The sequence below is a fragment of the Bremerella volcania genome, from assembly GCF_007748115.1.
Taxonomy (GTDB): Bacteria; Planctomycetota; Planctomycetia; order Pirellulales; family Pirellulaceae; genus Bremerella; species Bremerella volcania.
The window spans coordinates 5,931,348-5,947,793 of record NZ_CP036289.1; the positions used below are offsets into that span (position 1 = coordinate 5,931,348).

11 protein-coding genes are annotated in these 16,446 nt (G+C 54.9%); 6 read left to right on the forward strand and 5 right to left on the reverse strand.

Annotated features, from left to right (window positions below):
- Positions 1-51 precede the first annotated feature (51 nt).
- From Pan97_RS23695 to Pan97_RS23710, 4 genes are all read left to right on the forward strand, one after another.
- Complete coding sequence (locus Pan97_RS23695) at positions 52-2,091, forward strand: thioredoxin domain-containing protein (protein WP_144976953.1); 2,040 nt, start codon at positions 52-54, stop codon at positions 2,089-2,091.
- 130 nt (positions 2,092-2,221) lie between these two features.
- On the forward strand, positions 2,222-3,193 hold the full coding sequence (locus Pan97_RS23700) for a YceI family protein (RefSeq protein ID WP_144976956.1): 972 nt from the start codon (positions 2,222-2,224) through the stop codon (positions 3,191-3,193).
- Positions 3,194-3,199: 6 nt separating this feature from the next.
- On the forward strand, positions 3,200-4,111 hold the full coding sequence (locus Pan97_RS23705; RefSeq protein WP_144976959.1) for a hypothetical protein: 912 nt from the start codon (positions 3,200-3,202) through the stop codon (positions 4,109-4,111).
- A 251-nt stretch (positions 4,112-4,362) separates the two neighbouring features.
- Positions 4,363-4,785 (forward strand): DUF4112 domain-containing protein, encoded by a 423-nt coding sequence (locus Pan97_RS23710; RefSeq protein WP_144976962.1) that lies wholly within the window; start codon positions 4,363-4,365, stop codon positions 4,783-4,785.
- On the opposite strand, the gene Pan97_RS23715 is transcribed toward Pan97_RS23710, so the two are convergent.
- The 4 genes from Pan97_RS23715 to Pan97_RS23730 form a co-directional block, all read right to left on the reverse strand.
- The gene (locus Pan97_RS23715; RefSeq protein WP_144976965.1) at positions 4,782-5,915 is read right to left on the reverse strand and encodes a DUF6268 family outer membrane beta-barrel protein; all 1,134 of its coding nucleotides are present in this window, start codon (positions 5,913-5,915) and stop codon (positions 4,782-4,784) included. The two genes, Pan97_RS23710 and Pan97_RS23715, sit on opposite strands and share 4 nt — an antisense overlap.
- A gap of 9 nt (positions 5,916-5,924) precedes the next feature.
- The gene (locus Pan97_RS23720; RefSeq protein WP_144976968.1) at positions 5,925-7,118 is read right to left on the reverse strand and encodes a hypothetical protein; all 1,194 of its coding nucleotides are present in this window, start codon (positions 7,116-7,118) and stop codon (positions 5,925-5,927) included.
- A gap of 122 nt (positions 7,119-7,240) precedes the next feature.
- The gene (locus tag Pan97_RS23725) at positions 7,241-10,708 is read right to left on the reverse strand and encodes a PVC-type heme-binding CxxCH protein (RefSeq protein WP_144976971.1); all 3,468 of its coding nucleotides are present in this window, start codon (positions 10,706-10,708) and stop codon (positions 7,241-7,243) included.
- Between the two features lie 54 nt (positions 10,709-10,762).
- Positions 10,763-11,974, reverse strand: a complete 1,212-nt coding sequence (locus Pan97_RS23730; protein ID WP_165698939.1) for an SGNH/GDSL hydrolase family protein — start codon at positions 11,972-11,974, stop codon at positions 10,763-10,765.
- 377 nt (positions 11,975-12,351) lie between these two features.
- Between Pan97_RS23730 and Pan97_RS23735 the strand changes: the two genes are divergently transcribed.
- Complete coding sequence (locus Pan97_RS23735) at positions 12,352-13,323, forward strand: hypothetical protein (protein WP_144976977.1); 972 nt, start codon at positions 12,352-12,354, stop codon at positions 13,321-13,323.
- On the opposite strand, the gene gmhB is transcribed toward Pan97_RS23735, so the two are convergent.
- Positions 13,274-13,978 (reverse strand): D-glycero-beta-D-manno-heptose 1,7-bisphosphate 7-phosphatase, encoded by a 705-nt coding sequence (gene gmhB, locus Pan97_RS23740; protein WP_144976980.1) that lies wholly within the window; start codon positions 13,976-13,978, stop codon positions 13,274-13,276. The genes Pan97_RS23735 and gmhB overlap by 50 nt on opposite strands.
- A 212-nt stretch (positions 13,979-14,190) precedes the next feature.
- Here gmhB and ppk1 point away from each other — a divergent pair, with 212 nt between their 5' ends.
- Positions 14,191-16,362: a polyphosphate kinase 1 gene (gene ppk1, locus Pan97_RS23745; protein ID WP_144976982.1), complete on the forward strand. Its 2,172-nt coding sequence runs from the start codon at positions 14,191-14,193 to the stop codon at positions 16,360-16,362.
- Positions 16,363-16,446: the final 84 nt, after the last annotated feature.

A 16,446-nucleotide genomic window follows, 5' to 3' on the forward strand; every position in this document is an offset into this window, starting at 1 on the left:
ATCGCCCACCTTGCTTAGTGCGGCAGTTCGTCGCGCGAAGGAATACGGATCATGCCGAACCGTCTCGCCCACGAAACGAGTCCCTATCTCCTCCAACATGCCAACAACCCTGTCGACTGGTATCCTTGGGATAAGGAAGCACTGGAGAAGTCAAAGCAGGAAGAGAAGCCCATTTTCTTATCGATTGGGTATTCGGCCTGTCACTGGTGTCATGTGATGGAGCACGAAAGCTTCGAGTCGCAGGCCATCGCCGACTACTTGAACGAGCATTTCGTAAGCATCAAGGTTGACCGCGAAGAACGCCCAGACCTGGATCAGATCTACATGAACGCCGTGCAGTTGCTCACTGGGCACGGCGGCTGGCCGATGTCGGTTTTTCTGACGCCTGAACTGATGCCTTTTTTTGGCGGCACCTATTGGCCTCCGACGGCAGGCCGAGGTATGCCAGGCTTCGATCAAGTTCTCCGGGCAGTGGTCGATGCCTGGGAGAACCGTCGAGAGGTCGCCCTGCAACAATCGCGGCTTCTTACTGAACGTCTGCAGCGAATTGGTCTAGGATCGGCAGAATCAACCGAGATTCCCCCAGGTCGAGTTAGCATGGCCGTCCGGCAAATGGAAGAGTCGTTCGACCCTAAGCACGGCGGCTTTGGTTCGGCTCCAAAATTCCCGCACACGATGAACATCGATTTGCTGATGCGGCACTTCATCGATACCCGCAATGAAAAGCTCCTACCGATGGTAACCACCACGCTCGATAAGATGGCGATGGGGGGCATCTATGATCACCTAGGGGGTGGGTTTGCCCGTTATAGTGTCGACGAATACTGGCTCGTCCCTCACTTCGAAAAGATGCTGTACGACAACGCCTTGTTAATCAGCAATTACGTCGATGCATACCGTCTGACGAAAAACGAGAACTACGCTCGCGTCGTGAAGGAGTCGTGCGATTACGTCCTGCGCGACATGACCGACCAGCAGGGAGGCTTTCACAGTACCGAAGACGCCGATAGCGAAGGGGAAGAAGGCAAGTTTTACGTGTGGACGCCGGCGGAAGTCGATCAGCTGCTAGGCGATCCCCTGGTCGCCCAGCGTTTTCGTCAGGTGTACGACATCACCGAATCCGGCAACTTCGAAGGGCACAATATCCCAAGGCTTAAGAAACCGATTGCCCAGTATGCCCAAGACTTTGGGACCACGGAACAAGAACTGCGCGACGAGATGAATCGGGCACGGGAAGTCCTCTTCAACGTACGCTGTCAACGTATTCGTCCCGGCAAGGACGACAAGATCCTCGCCAGTTGGAACGGACTGATGATCGAAGCGTTTGCGAAAGCTGGTGCGACGTTTAACGAGGCCGCATACATCGCTGCCGCCAAGAGGGCTGCAAGATTTGTTCTAGAGCAAATGACCGACGACACAGACCGGTTGCTGCACGCCTACCGACACGGCCAAGCCAAGCTTCCAGCCTATCTCGATGACTACACGTACGTTGCTTCGGCGATGTTCGCGTTGTATGAAGCGACCTTCGAAACCGAGTGGCTAAAACACTCACAGAAGCTGATCGACATAGCTATCGAGCACTTCTACGACACGGAGTCAGGTGGGTTCTTCTACACGGCCGACGATCATGAACAATTGATTGCCCGCAACAAGGACTTTTACGATCATAGTGTTCCTAGCGGAAATGGCGTTGCCGCGCTGGTCCTGGCGAAGCTTGGCAAACTGTTGGGCAGCGAAAAGTATTTACAGCTTGCCGAAGAAACAATTTCCGCAGCGGCAGAGATCTTGCAGAAACATCCGATCGCCGCGGGGCAGTTACTGGTCGCTTACGACTACCTGCATCAGCCGGGCTCGGAGGTCGTGATTGCTGCTACAGATCGTCCATCGTGCGATGAACTTGTCCACGCTATTCACAAACAATACCAGCCGAACACGCTGTTCGTACTGGCAATCGACGGTGAACACCTGGGCGCGAACTTGCAGCCGATGATATCGGGAAAGTCTCCATTGAATGGTCAGCCAACGGTATATGTGTGCGAGAACTTCCAGTGCAATGCACCAGTAAGTGCCGCCGACTACTTAGCGACCTAAAAGAAGAATGGAATCGTTGCTGGTCGTGTGGTTTAATGTCGTTTGACAAGCGACAGGCGTTGTCCCCATCCACCCTAGATGCTTGCGTTCGCCCTCAACCCCACTCACCCAAGACATCAAGGAGAATACGATGATGCGATTTTTAGGTTTTGTTTTGGTCGCCGCGATCGCTTGTACCGGCTGCAAGCCACCTAGTGGCGATAGCGGTACCGGTACCCCTTCAAAGACGAACGAGACGGCCGCACCGGCAGTCACCAACGAAACCATGCCCCCGCCAGCCGTGACAGCAAAGCCAGCCGAAGAAGTTGCCCCGGCACCGGAAGAAAAGCCGGAGATGAAAGAGGAAAAGGCGGCACCTCCCGTGGAGACGCCCAAGGAAGAGCCAGCCCCAGCGCCGGAAGCCCCCAAAGAGGAGATGAAAAAGGAAGAAGTCAATCCGGAAGCCGCTGCTCAGCCGACTCCGGCCGATGAAGTTGAAGGACTTACCGACAAGCCTGCGGAAGAAGCTGCACCGAAGGAAAAAGCTTCTGAAGAAGAGCCTGCTGAAAAACCGTCCCCCAAAGAAGGGGCCGAGATGAAGAAGCCGGCCGAGGAAACCACAACCGTCGCCGAGGAAGCAAGTGGTCCGGTTGAAGTGAAGCTGACGCCGGAGAACACGTTGATTCAGTTCGTGGGTACACACAAGGGAGACAAGCCGGACCCACGCACCGGGAAATTCGGCAAGTTTAACGGCATGGTCCAAGCGGCTGACGGTAAGCTGACTGAGATCAAAGTCGTTATCGATACCGCTTCGCTAGAAACAGAAATTGAAAAGCTGACCAATCACTTGAAGAGCCCCGACTTCTTCGACGTCCGCGAAAACCCCGAGGCGAAGTTCGTTTCGAAATCGATCGAAGCCGCCGATGACGGCACGGTAAAGATCACTGGCGACTTGACCCTGCTTGGCGAAACCAAGTCGATCAGCTTTCCCGCCAAAGTGAAAGTCGGAAAGGATATCACTTTGGACGCAGAGTTTGTCATCAATCGCGTCGACTTCGGCATGGATTATGGAACGGACAACGTTCATGAAGACGTAACCATGACCATCAAGGTTGGCAAATAAGCGAACATGCCATTCTCCTGGAATGACTTACTTTGGGGCCTCGCCGCGCCGCTCGTCACGGCGGCCGGGCTCCGCTTCGTTCTGGTCTGGATTGCCCATCAACTCTTCCCTGTTGATAAGAGCGAACCAGATTCGGAAGAGATCCCTTCCGCCACCAATGATCCTGTCTCTCCCCTCGAGACTTCACTTCCCTTGGTTGCGGGTGCCGCGGTCGGATACTTCAAGCTGAAGTTAGGACCCTGGATCCCTGACGCTCACTATGAGTGGCTTCCGATCGGGGTTGTCATGGCGATGCTTGCCGCGTCAGCAGTTAGTCTGATGGGACGATCCGCTCTCGTTCGTTTTGGCATTCTCCCCGTTGTGTCTGCGGCTGTCGCAGCAGGGGTTGGTTATCTGCTGATGCCAACATGGGATGCCCTTTCACCACCGTACGTCCCCTATCTCTTGTGCTGGTGCGTGGGAGTGACGGTCGTGTCGGCAACAACGGAGCTTTCTTCGGAGAGTAGTCGCTGGCCATTTACGGTGGTTTGGCTAGGCACCTGTCTGGCTGTTTCGGCGATCGTGGCAATCTCAGATAGCCTACTCTTTACCCAAATTGCCGGACTACCCTTTGGTGCGTCACTCGGGTTGGTCGTCGCAGGGATCTTTCTCGGACGATCGCCGCTTGGTGGTATTGGGCTGACGTCAACAACCTACCTCGCAGGCATTCTGCTGATCGCCCACGTCAATTCGTGGAGTGATGTACCAATCGTCTGCTATTGGCTCCCCATGGCTGGCCCCTTCCTGGCAGCCGTGTTGGGAATGTTTCTTCCCTTTAAATTTCCAGCTGCCCTGCGAGCGACGCTGGTGATCTTAGCCGCTGCCATTCCATCAACCATCGCGGTCGCTATGGGGATTGTCGCCACGCTTTCAGAGTGAATGCTCGCCTGCAAATTTGGTTAGATGATCGGTGTTGCAAGAAATTGGCAAACGTCGCCAAGTGCCTTAAGAAGTTTACTGAACATAGTTTAAGGCGAAACCCTCTCAGGATAGGTCCAATTCACCACCGATTGCTGCGCGACTGGTATAGCGATTGCGAAAAGGTAGGTCGGCACCTTTGCGTGCCATACCTTTAACCCCGGTAACGAGCGATGAACATTCGACACTTAAGTCCAAATACGTCCCGGTTGATGCCGCGCCGCCCTGAAACGCCTAGTGCAGTTCGCAAGGCAGGCAAACATGCCCAGCATTCCCTCTCGAAAGAAGACCGCGACAAGCTGATCAAGCGACTTCGTTCGATAGCCCACTTGTTTGACGATGCCGTTACGGTGCCTGGCACGAAGATCACTCTAGGTTGGGACGCGGTACTCGGCCTAATACCAATTGTGGGCGACGCTTCCACGACGGCAGTCTCCGCCTATTTTTTGTGGGAAGCCTACCGTCTCGGTGCCAGCCGCTGGACGTTGACCAAGATGGTTTGGAATGTCCTGGTCGACTTCATCATCGGTTTCATTCCACTGGTCGGTGACCTGTTTGACGTTACATTCCGGGCCAACCGCCGCAACATGAAGCTGCTTGAGAAAGAGTTGGGCAAACATTCAAACGGTCGTTAATACCACCAGCCGCTTCGCAGCATGATGGTGTCGCTCATATTGAGTTCGACGGGATCGTTTTCGTACTCGAATTTTCGGCCAAACACGTAACCGATTTCCAAGAACGATTTACCACCCCCATCCGTTTTTCGTTCCATCCCGATGAGGAGACGGTAATCACTCAACGTCAATGAGTCGTTTTCACCCAGGGGGTGCTCGACGCTCCAAGTCCCTCCACCGAACTCACCTGAAACATACCACCAGTCTTCATAGCCGTCGCCATATGAAAACAACTGCAAATAGCGAGGACGAGGGAAAGTAAGTTCTAAACGATGGTCATCATCAGGCGTCCAAACCAATCCGACCACAGGCAGGATGGAATAGTCGTCGCGGTTAAGATAGGCCACACCGAAGAGAAACTGAACTGACTCGGTCCACTGGTAGGACATGATGGCCATACCACTGACGCGAAACGCATTGCTATCGGTCCGCTGAAAGTCACTGTACACGCCAGGAGTAACCGACAATACCGTCCCCCACTTCGGTGATAACTGCGACATCCAGCGCGTGGTGAGATAGGCCTGATAAAGCGTCGCCGGGGCCTCGACCGAATCGGGACCGACCAGAAAGTACATTCCGTAACCAGGCGTCAACAGCAAGGGAGATTCGCGGGTCGGAGCTGGAAAACCGAGTGTCGCGCTACCGCTGATTTCTGTCATGCCGATGTTGTCTCCGCTACCGGCGATCCAGGTACTTTGAATGGTTAACGACTGCAAAATGCCATCCTTGGCCGGACTGAGCTTCGGCCGTGTCGAGAAGACTTCTTCTTCACTCAGGTAAAGCGCATCTTGCTTCTCGATATCGTCGGAGAGTGTGCTCAACTCCGGGGGATTTTCAGAGACAAGCGTGGCTGGAACGGCTGGATTACCAGGCGATCCTGTCTTCGGATATTGCGGCAATTGATATCCGCCTGGAAAAACTTCGGTCGGTGGAATGCGCTGAATCGGATGATAAGTTGATTCGCGCGGTAGCGTGCTCAGATCGCGCTGCGCCCACGGCTGCATCTGCGCGTGAGCATGCTCCGTCGCTTCGCTTCCGCAGAGGCATCCGATGACAAACAGACATGCGGCATAGGTCGATGGGTGTTTCAATGCCTCGCCTTAGAAATTAAACCCAACTCGTAACATCAAGGTGTCGTTCACTTTCAGGTTGGGAATAGTAGGCGCCCGATACAGAATGTTCCGGTCCCATACATACCCGATTTCCGCGTAGGCTCGTAAGCGATTGGGGTGCGTTGCTTCTAAGCCGACGAAGACGCGGTAGTCATTGATATCGATCTGATCGGCGACGCTATCCATGGCGACAAAGTCATAACGTTGGATCGTCCAACTACCGTAGCCATATTCACCGCCGACATACCACCACACCTTACGATCACCGATGGTCGTCCAATACTTGGAAAGCCGCGGGTACGGAAAGGTGATATCAAAGCGAGTGAGGCTATCGGGTTCCCATAACAAACCAACGACCGGCAACAGCTTCTTGTCCATGCGATCGATGTAAACGGCACCAGCCTTCAAAGTCATGGTGGGAGTCAAGCGGATGTTGCCCACACCCAATCCTTGAAACCGCAAGCTGTCGGAATTGATTGTCTCGAAGTCAGTATAGACCCCCACGCGAAAACCCAGTTCGGCATACAACCGCGGCGTTAGCTCCGGATTCCAGGCCAGGTCCAAGTAAGCACTGTAAGCCTTCGATGGCAGGTCCTGCACCATCGTGGATGGGCCATCCCAGAGGTGCAGCACGAAACCGGGTGTGACCAACAAGGGGTGATCGCTGAACAGAAAATTGGGGAACAGCGCAGTAACCGAGGTCTCGAAGTCCTGCGTCTGCAGGGTATCCGGGTCGTCGTTCAGCTTAGGCAAAAACGTATACTGAAAAGCCAGGTTCTCCATGAAGCGTTCGTACGGAATCTGGTACTGCTGCTGAGGAGCAAATGGCTGGGCCGGTTGATATAACGGTTGCGGCTGCTGAGGATAAAACGAGTTCGGTCCCGTCGAAAAACTCGCAGGTGGCGACGATGGTGCCGGTGGAAAACTGCTCGGCGGCGGATAGCTGGACGTCGGTGGCGCGGCATAGCTGGGCGCGCTGTAGCCTGGCTGACTATACGATCCGTACTGGGGTGCCGTCGAATAAGGATCCCATCCTTGGATGGAAGCTCCCGCGGAGCCCGTGACAGGTGCAGGCGCGACGGTTCCCTGGGCTGCGGCCTCTTGTCCTGAAGCAAGTGCTCCAAGTGCTAGCAATAGGCAGCGCAAAAGGCTGAAAAACGGCTGATGAGAAATTTTTTTCACGATGACGCTCAAGTCCCCCGTCAGCTTGTGACGATACTAATTAGCTGGACCGAAGCGTGTAACTACCAAAGGGGCAAGTTGCAGGTCAAGGCAAGATTACCCCCAATTCTGATCAATCGCGGCTATTTCTTCGCCGCAGTGGCCAAGCGACCTGTCGATTGCTCTTCCAGAAGACGCATTTTCACTGCCTTCTGACGTTCACCCAAGTTGATGGCAAGTGTGATCTGGTGCACACCTGGCTGCCAATCGGCTTCCAACTCTTGGGCCGTCGGAATGGGTTTGCCATCGAACCACACGGAAAGTCCTTCCGGGCCTTCAAAGGCAAACCTGAAAGTCCCGCCGCTAGCGACTTCGATGTCAGTTTGCAGGTAAGCGAACTGCGGTTGGTTACGATGAGGGTGATAAACGGGAAGTTCCGCGAGAGGAACACCCCCATCAACCTGGCTGAAGATGGGTTTCCACACAAACGATGGATGCCCGGCAGCAACCGTGTTATTACTCGAACGGTTGATCGCTCGCAGGGATTCATTGTTGTACGTCAGCGTCTGCCACGATCGCAAATACTTTTGATTGCCGATCGAGAACTCTTCTGCTTTGCCCAGCTTCGACATAAACGCCGCCAGGTCGACAATTTCCTTTGTGGTCAGAGCATCGATCGATCCATCCGGCATCAGCGAGCGCCCCTCGGCACGATCGTCAATCGATTCCTGAGGAATCTCGATCTCGCGTCCCTCGGCGTCACGCAGGACAAGCAGGTCCTTGTTCTCGCGAACGGGAATCCCTGTGAGTACCTTTCCTTCGTCGGTTAGAATGATCAACGAGTGGAAGTTCTCTTTCACCTTCGCACTGGGGCGTAGAATCGACTCGACGATATAGTCTGGCTGAGCACTCGCTCCCAGGCTGATCAAGTTCGGCCCGACATTGCCGCCAGCCTCGCCAATCGCATGGCACTTGAAACAGTTGAGCGCCTCCTTGCGGAAGATCGCTTCTCCGGCGTGTGGATCGCCTGACTGCGCGACCAACTTGGTAATCTCAGCCAGTTCTTCGTCGGACCACTGCCGAACCCCTTCAGTCAGACCGCCTGCCGATTGAATCGCGGTGACAAGCTCCGGAGATGCCTGGCTGCTGCTGCGCACCGAGCGAAGAGCCAGTTGGGCCTGGTCACGTGGCAACTTCTTATCTTTAAGTGCTTCGGCGAGGCGAACCTGTCCTTGCTTACGGCTGACAAATGGTGCGAGAAGCGCGTCAGCCGGAATGGTATTTCCGTCTTTTGCTAGTAACACGGCGGTTTGATTCGCCGCATTGGGAAGAGCGAAGGTGGCTAGGCTTTCCAGGGCGGCCAAGCGAACTGGTTGACCGGTAGTGTCGGATTGAATCAACTCGACCAGTAGCTTGGAGGTAGGCTGTCCCGGCATTTTCGCGAGGGCCCTAACCGCAGCAACGCGTGCCGTCGGAGGAAGTTCTTTCTCGCCTGATGCATAGGCACGTACCAGGTCCTGGGAAGCAACGTTCCAGGCAATCGCCGTGTCGAAGGCCAATGCGACAACTTCCGGCGAGTCGGACGCGTAAAGCTGTTCAATCGCGGCCAAGTCTCCTTCCGGCTTCGTCTTGCGTACCTGCATGGCGACGAGAAATGACTTGAGAATTGGGATGACCTGCGAGTTATCCTCAGCCCGGCTTCCCTCTGGCAAGATCGAAGTGAGAAGGTTACCCAGCAGTTGCGAGCCACCTCGCTGAGCGGCTAGTTCCACCAATCGGCCTGATGTTTCCGCGTCTGCTTCTGGCAGCAAGAGAATCGCTGCCTCGGCAACTTCGGCGTTGGGGATCGCTTCGAAGGCAAACGTCCAGCTTTTGGGATGCGCTTTGGCATCTTGTAAAATCTTCGAGTTCCTATCGTTGTTGGCAACGGCTTGCTTCAAATCTGGAATCCAGACTGGGGCAAGGTCCTCGACCAATTGCCACACGGCGAAGTCCAAGAATCGGTCCATCGGCTGGCGAGTCGCTTCCAGCCCGACGATCATCGCCTGAGAACTAGGAATCGTGGCCAAAGCGCGAACACCTTCCAGACGTACGCGTGGATGCTCATCACGAACGGCAGCCGCAAACAATGCGAGCGGGTGAGAGACTTCATCGTGCCACTGCGAGGCAACCCGGACGGCTGCCGCACGGATGTTGTGATTAGGCGACGCGAGGAGTTCCAACAGCAGCGGCTCGTTGATCTCATCGAGTGCCTGATATGCCCAGAGCCCTTCCAGGCGTTGGTGCTCCGTAGAAGGATCGTCTTTGGCCAGCTTCTGCATCCACGCGGCAAGCTGCGTAAGAACATCGGTTCGCGGACGTTGCTTCAGCTGAAGCTTGGCATGTGTACGAATCCATTTTTCAGGAGACTTTAAAGCAGTCAACAGTTCATCGATGGAGGCCTCGTGCAGATTCTGCGGCTGGACCAATGGACTTCCCTTCTTGGTCACTCGCCAGATGCGTCCATGCACGTGGTCTCGACGAGGGTCACGGAAGTCGACTTCACCGTGCTGAATGATCGGGTTGTACCAGTCGGCAATGTAAATCGCTCCGTCGGGCCCCATCTTCACGTCGACAGGGCGAAACGCCCCGTGAGCTGCCTTGATGACATCCTCGGCCTGGCGGCTGGCGTAGCCGGAACCGTCTTCTTCCAGCACAAAGCGACACACACGATGGGCTCGAAAGTCATTGGTAATGGCGCTGGTTTGCCAGTCTTCCGGCAAATGCGATCCGCCAACTAGCTCCAAACCACAATGCTTCGGGCTGCCGGGATTCAGCCCTTGCAGCAATCGGCGAGAGTCGGCTGCCGTAACAAAAACCGCCCCGGGAAAAGTGTAGTTGATGCCCTCGCCATAAGCACCATCGGTCGCGAAGTTCGCACCGTAGTCGTTGAAGTGATGCCCCCAGGTGTTCACGAAACCACGGCAGAAAACGTCTAGCTCCATGGTTTCGGAACGGAACTGCCAAATACCGCCGGCATTCAGGCGGCGCACTCCGTGGGGTGTTTCGATATGGCTATGAATGTAAATCGACTGGTTGAAGTACATCATCCCGTCGTAGCCCCAGCGAAGCGTGTGCAGAATATGGTGCGTATCTTCCGTGCCGAAACCTGAAAGCACAACACGCTTCTGATCTGCCTTGCCGTCGCCGTCGGTATCCTTCATATGCAGCAGTTCCGTGCTGTTGGCCACGTACACACCACCATCGCCTGGCAATACACCGGTAGGAATCAAGAGGCCGTCCGCGAAGACCGTTGACTTGTCGGCGGCACCATCCCCGTCGGTATCTTCCAGCATGAGGATCTTGTCGTCAGCGACCTGGCCAGGCTCGATCTGGGGATAGACCGAACTCGACGCGACCCACAAGCGGCCTTGGGCGTCGAAGTTGATTTGAATCGGGCTGGCAATCATCGGTTCGGAAGCGAACAGGTTCACCTCGAATCCTTCGGCCACGGTGAATGACCGTTGTTCAGCGGCTGGATCGGTATCGGGGATAACTTTCAGATCACGCTGAGCAAATAAGGCCGCCGGAGCGATCAACAGCAGCAGCAAGGCAAGGGTAGGGCGGTTCATGGGGAAGAATATCTCAATAGCAAGGAAGGATGATTTCAGAATAAGACGAGGAACTTAGTCGGCCGCTTTTTCAAACTTCACGTCAAATGCGACCGGCTGTTTCAACTCAAAGATCTTCTTGTCCTGCTGCTCGATCAGAGGATCGAACTGGGGGATCTCGACCGCATTGTTTCCCTGCTCATGCTTACGGAACAGGTAAAGGTACGTTTCGTTTTGCGGTCGGAAACGATCAAAGAACAGCTGGTTCTTGCGGAGAATCGCCTGGCGGAGTTGTTCCGTCTTGGCGTAAAGCGAGGTCGCTGGAATATCGACTCCGCGTCCCCACTGTTCGGTTGTGGCCGTTACTGCAGGCGTGTCCCCAGGGCCCTGCAACGTGCAACTGCCCTGCTGGAAGAAATGGATCGCACAGGGAACCGAGTGAGGGAAACCTTTACCTGGTGCCGACGCGTACGGCAGTGACACTAATACTTTGTCATGCGGTTTCAGGGGATTGGCCGCGACGGCTTTCAACGGGGACTCACTCGTCCACGGGGCCAGGCTTTCGACCATCTTCGGAGCCAGATACCAGTACCCGTATTCCGTAAGATGCATGCCATTGTCGGTCAAATGCTCCGGTTGGTTTTTGGAGGTCGGTCTGTACTTGCCGAAAGCATCGTTCATGCCCATCGTTCGGTAACCACGGTCGTAGGCCAACTGCTGAATCGCCTTACCGTACAACTCGATATTCGCGTTGTACTCTTCGGGGTTTGGAAGGGGAGGACCAAGGTTTTCCATCGGCAACGGCTTGATCAAGACGATGCGCTGGGTTCGCTTCTCCAGTTCATCCAGAAGTTTCACATAGTTGGCCTTGAACTCTTCCAAGCCTTCCTTGCCACGGAACGCTTCGTTAGTTCCATAACCGACGTAAATAACCGTGGGATCGACAAGATCCAACGACTTGGTCAGATGCGACCAGGCTTCCTGCTGATTGCCAAAGCGTGCCCGTGAGATGGCCGTGACCGTGTCGCCACTCCAGCCCAGGTTTCGTACGGTAAAGTTGGTTTTCGGCAGAGCCAGATTCAGGGCCAACTCGAAATATCCGTACTGCTGTTCACGTTCGATGAAGGTCCCACCGACAAGGGCAATCCGATCCCCGTCATGGATATCGGCCTTGACTTGGCCATCACCGCCCCCAAATTGAGCGAAGGAGTCAGCACAAATCAGTCCCGAAACAAAAATCCCCACGAAGCAGGGAATAAGCCGAAAAGTCCAGGGGCTACCAGTCACAGGCAATGCTCCAGATTCGAGCGAATGAAGGGTTGTTTGAGGTAGGTCAGGGAGGTCCTTCTAGTTTAGCTCGCAGAAATTCAAACTTCCAGCTAGGCGCAATCCACCCCCGTTTTAGAGAAAACTTGGCGGCGATTGGCACCATTTCACCCAATTTCGTACATTCTTGCTAAAATAATTGGTTGCCTCTGGCCACCGTGGGGAGCCCTTGTCCAATTCCCCTCCCGCGCTTCGGGTCGGTCAGTCGATATTGCCACGTTTCGGAGCCCCACATGCTGTTGAGTTCCTGCCCTCGTTGTCACGACTCCATTCGCATTCCTGCCATGGCGAAGGAGATGTCGGTCATCCGTTGCCCGCGTTGCAGTGAAGAGTTCCCCATGAGCGAAATCCTTTCGAGCTTACCGCCGGAAGCCGAGATCGTTTCCGGACCAGGCTCTGAAGTCACCGTCGCGATCCCTGCAAGCCTTGCCGATACGACCGAATACAACCTCGCCAGCGAATCGATTGAACCGAAGAACGAGTTTCAGATCAAGGATTCGGGCCCGCTGTCTAGCAGCGCGCCAATGGCCAAGATTGATTCCTCGCGTCCAACGCGCAAACCGAAGAAATCAGAGCCCAACGTAATTCTCGAATTCGCCAAGATCGTGGTGGGCGGGGCAGCAGGCTTGTTGATCGCTGTGATGATGATCATGTGGTTCGGCCACCAGGACGTTTTCAAGATCGTCCCAAAGCTTCCGCCTCAGGCCTACTTCCTTGTGCCTGAAGAATTGCGAACGGCCGAGATGCGCGAACTCGCCAACGAAGGCAAAACGCCTGACCAGTTGAACTCCAACGCAGACGTGCCGGTTGAGTCGATCCCGACCGAAGACCCCATGGACGATGAACCCGCCGAACAGTCCTTGAATACGGATAACCAGGTATCGAGAAACAAGCCGGCCGACGATGTCGAGGAAAGCCCCTTGGCGGCAGCATTCCAGCAGCAAGTCAATGCCTCGAAACAAACAACGCCCCAGAAGAAAACAGCTGCCCAACCAAAGTCGAAACCAACCGGGCGGAAGGTGAACGCCGAAATGCCGGTAAACGAACCAATTGTTTCAGAAGAGCCCACCACTAAGCCAATGCAGCCAGCGAACGAATCGAATGCAGCGGAAGCTTCTACCGAAGAGGTTTCAGCAGAGCCAACCCAACCAACACCGATCGATCCGATGCTGGTTGAAATGATTACAGAAGCATCCAAAGAACTCGGGCCGATTGGGGCCGAGATTCCTCCACCCGAGCAACCCGGCGAGGCAGAGCCTATCAGTGAGGGTAATGTTGACCTAGCTCCGGTCGATGATGGCGATAAGTAGACGCAAACTTTGGCGGCTTTACGCTCTGCGGTTGGGACTGGTTGAGTTGGGACAAGATTTGCTCAACCGCGGCGGCTAAGTCGTCTACTATATTCGTGACCAGGGCTGCCCCGGTCGCTTCTGATTCGTGAAGAAGTTCTTCTTCAGTCTTCGTACCATACCCGGTTCGAACCAGGATGCCGCGTGCCCCTGCGTTGACTGCGGCACGCAAATCGGAACGCTTGTCTCCCACGACATAGGCTTGACTTAGGGAAACATTTTCCTGGGCAGCGGCAGCGCTAAGCATGCCGATCCGAGGCTTGCGGCACTCGCAGTCGACCGCGTACTTCTTCACGATCGCGTCCGGGTGATGCGGGCAGTAGTAATACGCACTGACAGACGCCCCGTGGTCGGCAAGCAGCTTGTCCATGTAGTTGTGTACGTCCTGGACGTCGTCCTCGGTGTAGTAACCACGGGCAATGCCTGACTGGTTGGTCACGACAATTACCGGAATGCTCACTTGATTCAGGCGTGCAATCGCCTCGGCGACACCGGGAATGAGCCGTAGCTGATGGGGCGACCCCAGGTATTTCACCTCTTCATTGATGGTGCCGTCCCGGTCCAGGAAGACGGCGGGTCGGCCAGGGCCAGTCCAGATTTTCGTATCTATCGCCATGCCAGCAGGTCCATGTTAGAACTCAAAGAGACCTTTTCGAGGGGTCGTTGTAATATTTTCGTCGACCAATCCCAAGGCCAATCTTCACCGTTAATTCAGGCTGAAACCTATATCTGGGGGCCCCATTCGGGGTGCTGATCAGATAGAATGCCACTTTGCACCCTAGATTTGACACAAGCAAAGCTTTCCGCAGAAAAAGGCTCGAAGGACTGATGACGCAGGAAATTACGGCACGCTTGATCGACCAGAACCTGAAGACTTCCTCGTCCGAAACGGATCTGACCGACACATCTTGGCGAGATGCCTATTCTGACCGTGATCTGGGATGGCTTCAATTCAACAGCCGCGTACTGCACGAGGCACTCGACGACCGCAACCCAGGTCTTGAACGAATCAAGTTTCTGGCCATCTTTACGTCGAACCTGGACGAGTTTTTCATGAAACGGATCGGCTTATTGCGTACGCGCAGTCAGGCCGAACGGCTCAAAAATAAGGTCATTGGCCCAGTGCCGGTGCAGCAGCGTCTGCAAGAGATGCGCCAAGTCATCATCCCCATGCTGAAGAAGCGAGCCCAATGCTTCCGCAAGGAACTCAAGCCACTGCTTGCCGAGCACAGCATTCACCTCTTGGATTGGGATCAGCTTACCGATTCCCAGCGTGAGAAGGCGCATCTCTTTTTCAATCGCAACGTTTACCCGGCACTCACGCCGCTAGCGCTCGATCCGGGGCACCCTTTTCCTTACATGTCGAACCTATCGACTTCTCTAGGCTTCGTTCTGCGTGTACCCGACTCGGAAGAGAACTTGTTTGCCCGAGTCAAGGTTCCCAACATCCTGCCGCAATGGATTCAACTCGATTCCGAGATGGATGACGCGCGATCGTACATTCGCCTGGCCGATCTTATTCATTACAACGCCGAAAAGTTGTTTCCAGGCATGACGATCATCGACTCGACGCTGTTTCGCATCACGCGAAACTCGGAGGTTGAAATCGAAGATGACGACGAATCGGAAAGCATCCGCACGATTGTCGCCGAAGAACTGCGTCAACGAAAGTTCGAGCCGGTCGTGAGGCTCGAACTTTCGGAAGATCCCAACCCGTGGGTTCGCTCGTTATTGATGCACCAGTTCGATCTCTCGGAAGACGACGTCTACGAGGTGCCCGGCGAATTGGACTATGCGGGGATGTGGCCGCTGGCATCACTCGATATCAAAGAACTTCGCGACGAACCTTGGAATCCGATCGTTCCAGCCGACCTCGCTGGCGAAGAAGCGGATATCTTTTCGGTTATTAAGTCAGGTGACTTCCTGGTGCATCACCCGTATGAAAGTTTCGATGCGAGCGTCGAGCAGTTCATTCGTGCCGCGGCAAATGATCCCAAGGTGATCGCAATCAAGATGACCGTATATCGGGTAGGTGACGACACGCCGTTTGTTCGCAGCTTGATCCGTGCGGCCGAGACGGGCAAGCAAGTTGCCTGCTTGATCGAACTCAAAGCTCGCTTCGACGAAGAGCGTAACCTGCACTGGGCCAAGGAACTTGAGAAGATCGGAGCCCACGTTGTGTATGGTGTGCTTGGACTGAAAACCCACACGAAAATCGCCCTGGTCGTGCGTCAAGAGTCAGACGGCATCCGCTGCTACGCCCACATCGGCACCGGCAACTACCACGTCAAAACAGCACGGCTTTATACGGACCTGGGACTGTTCACCTGCGATCCGATGCTGACGACCGACGTGGTGAATCTATTCCATGCCCTGACAGGGCGTTCTCGCGAACCTAGCTTCCAAAAGCTATTGGTTGCGCCGACCAACATGCGCGAGCAGTTCCTGGAAAAAACACGCCGCGAGATCGAAAACAAAAAGGCTGGGAAGCCTGCCATGATGATTATCAAGGTCAACCAACTGGAAGACCCGGAGATGTGCCAGGGGATCATTGCCGCGTCCCAGGCTGGAGTTCAAGTCGAATGCATCGTACGTGGGTTCTCTTGCTTGCGAGCCGGCGTGCCAGGCCTTACCGAGAATGTGACTATCCGTAGCATCATTGGTCGATTCTTAGAGCACTCGCGTATCTTCTACTTCGCCAACGGCTCAGACGACCCACTCGATGGCGAGTTCTATATTGGCTCGGCCGACTGGATGCAGCGTAATCTGAGTAATCGCGTTGAAGCAGTGACACCGCTTGAACTGCGAGCGCACAAGGAGCGTCTATGGGAGATCCTGGACGTGCTGTTGAAAGATCGCCGCCAGGCCTGGGTCATGAATCCCGATGGCGATTACCAGCAGCTTGCTCCTACCGATGATGATAGTGATATCTCACGGCTTGGTTCGCATCGCACGATGATGCTTCTGACTCAACAGCGTCTCAAAGAACGGATTAAATAGGCCTAGTTTCGGCCGCTGAACCAATTTCTATCTTGGTCGTACATCGACATGTGCGAATGATTTCGAAAGTTCGTTTTACCCCAG

Coding starts and splice junctions, on each gene's coding strand:
- Pan97_RS23710 (WP_144976962.1), top strand. CDS start 4,363: ATGCCGCGCCGCCCTGAAACGCCTAGTGCAGTTCGCAAGGCAGGCAAA.
- Pan97_RS23695 (WP_144976953.1), top strand. CDS start 52: ATGCCGAACCGTCTCGCCCACGAAACGAGTCCCTATCTCCTCCAACAT.
- gmhB (WP_144976980.1), bottom strand. CDS start 13,978: ATGGCGATAGATACGAAAATCTGGACTGGCCCTGGCCGACCCGCCGTC.
- Pan97_RS23705 (WP_144976959.1), top strand. CDS start 3,200: ATGCCATTCTCCTGGAATGACTTACTTTGGGGCCTCGCCGCGCCGCTC.
- Pan97_RS23700 (WP_144976956.1), top strand. CDS start 2,222: ATGATGCGATTTTTAGGTTTTGTTTTGGTCGCCGCGATCGCTTGTACC.
- Pan97_RS23725 (WP_144976971.1), bottom strand. CDS start 10,708: ATGAACCGCCCTACCCTTGCCTTGCTGCTGCTGTTGATCGCTCCGGCG.
- ppk1 (WP_144976982.1), top strand. CDS start 14,191: ATGACGCAGGAAATTACGGCACGCTTGATCGACCAGAACCTGAAGACT.
- Pan97_RS23735 (WP_144976977.1), top strand. CDS start 12,352: ATGAGCGAAATCCTTTCGAGCTTACCGCCGGAAGCCGAGATCGTTTCC.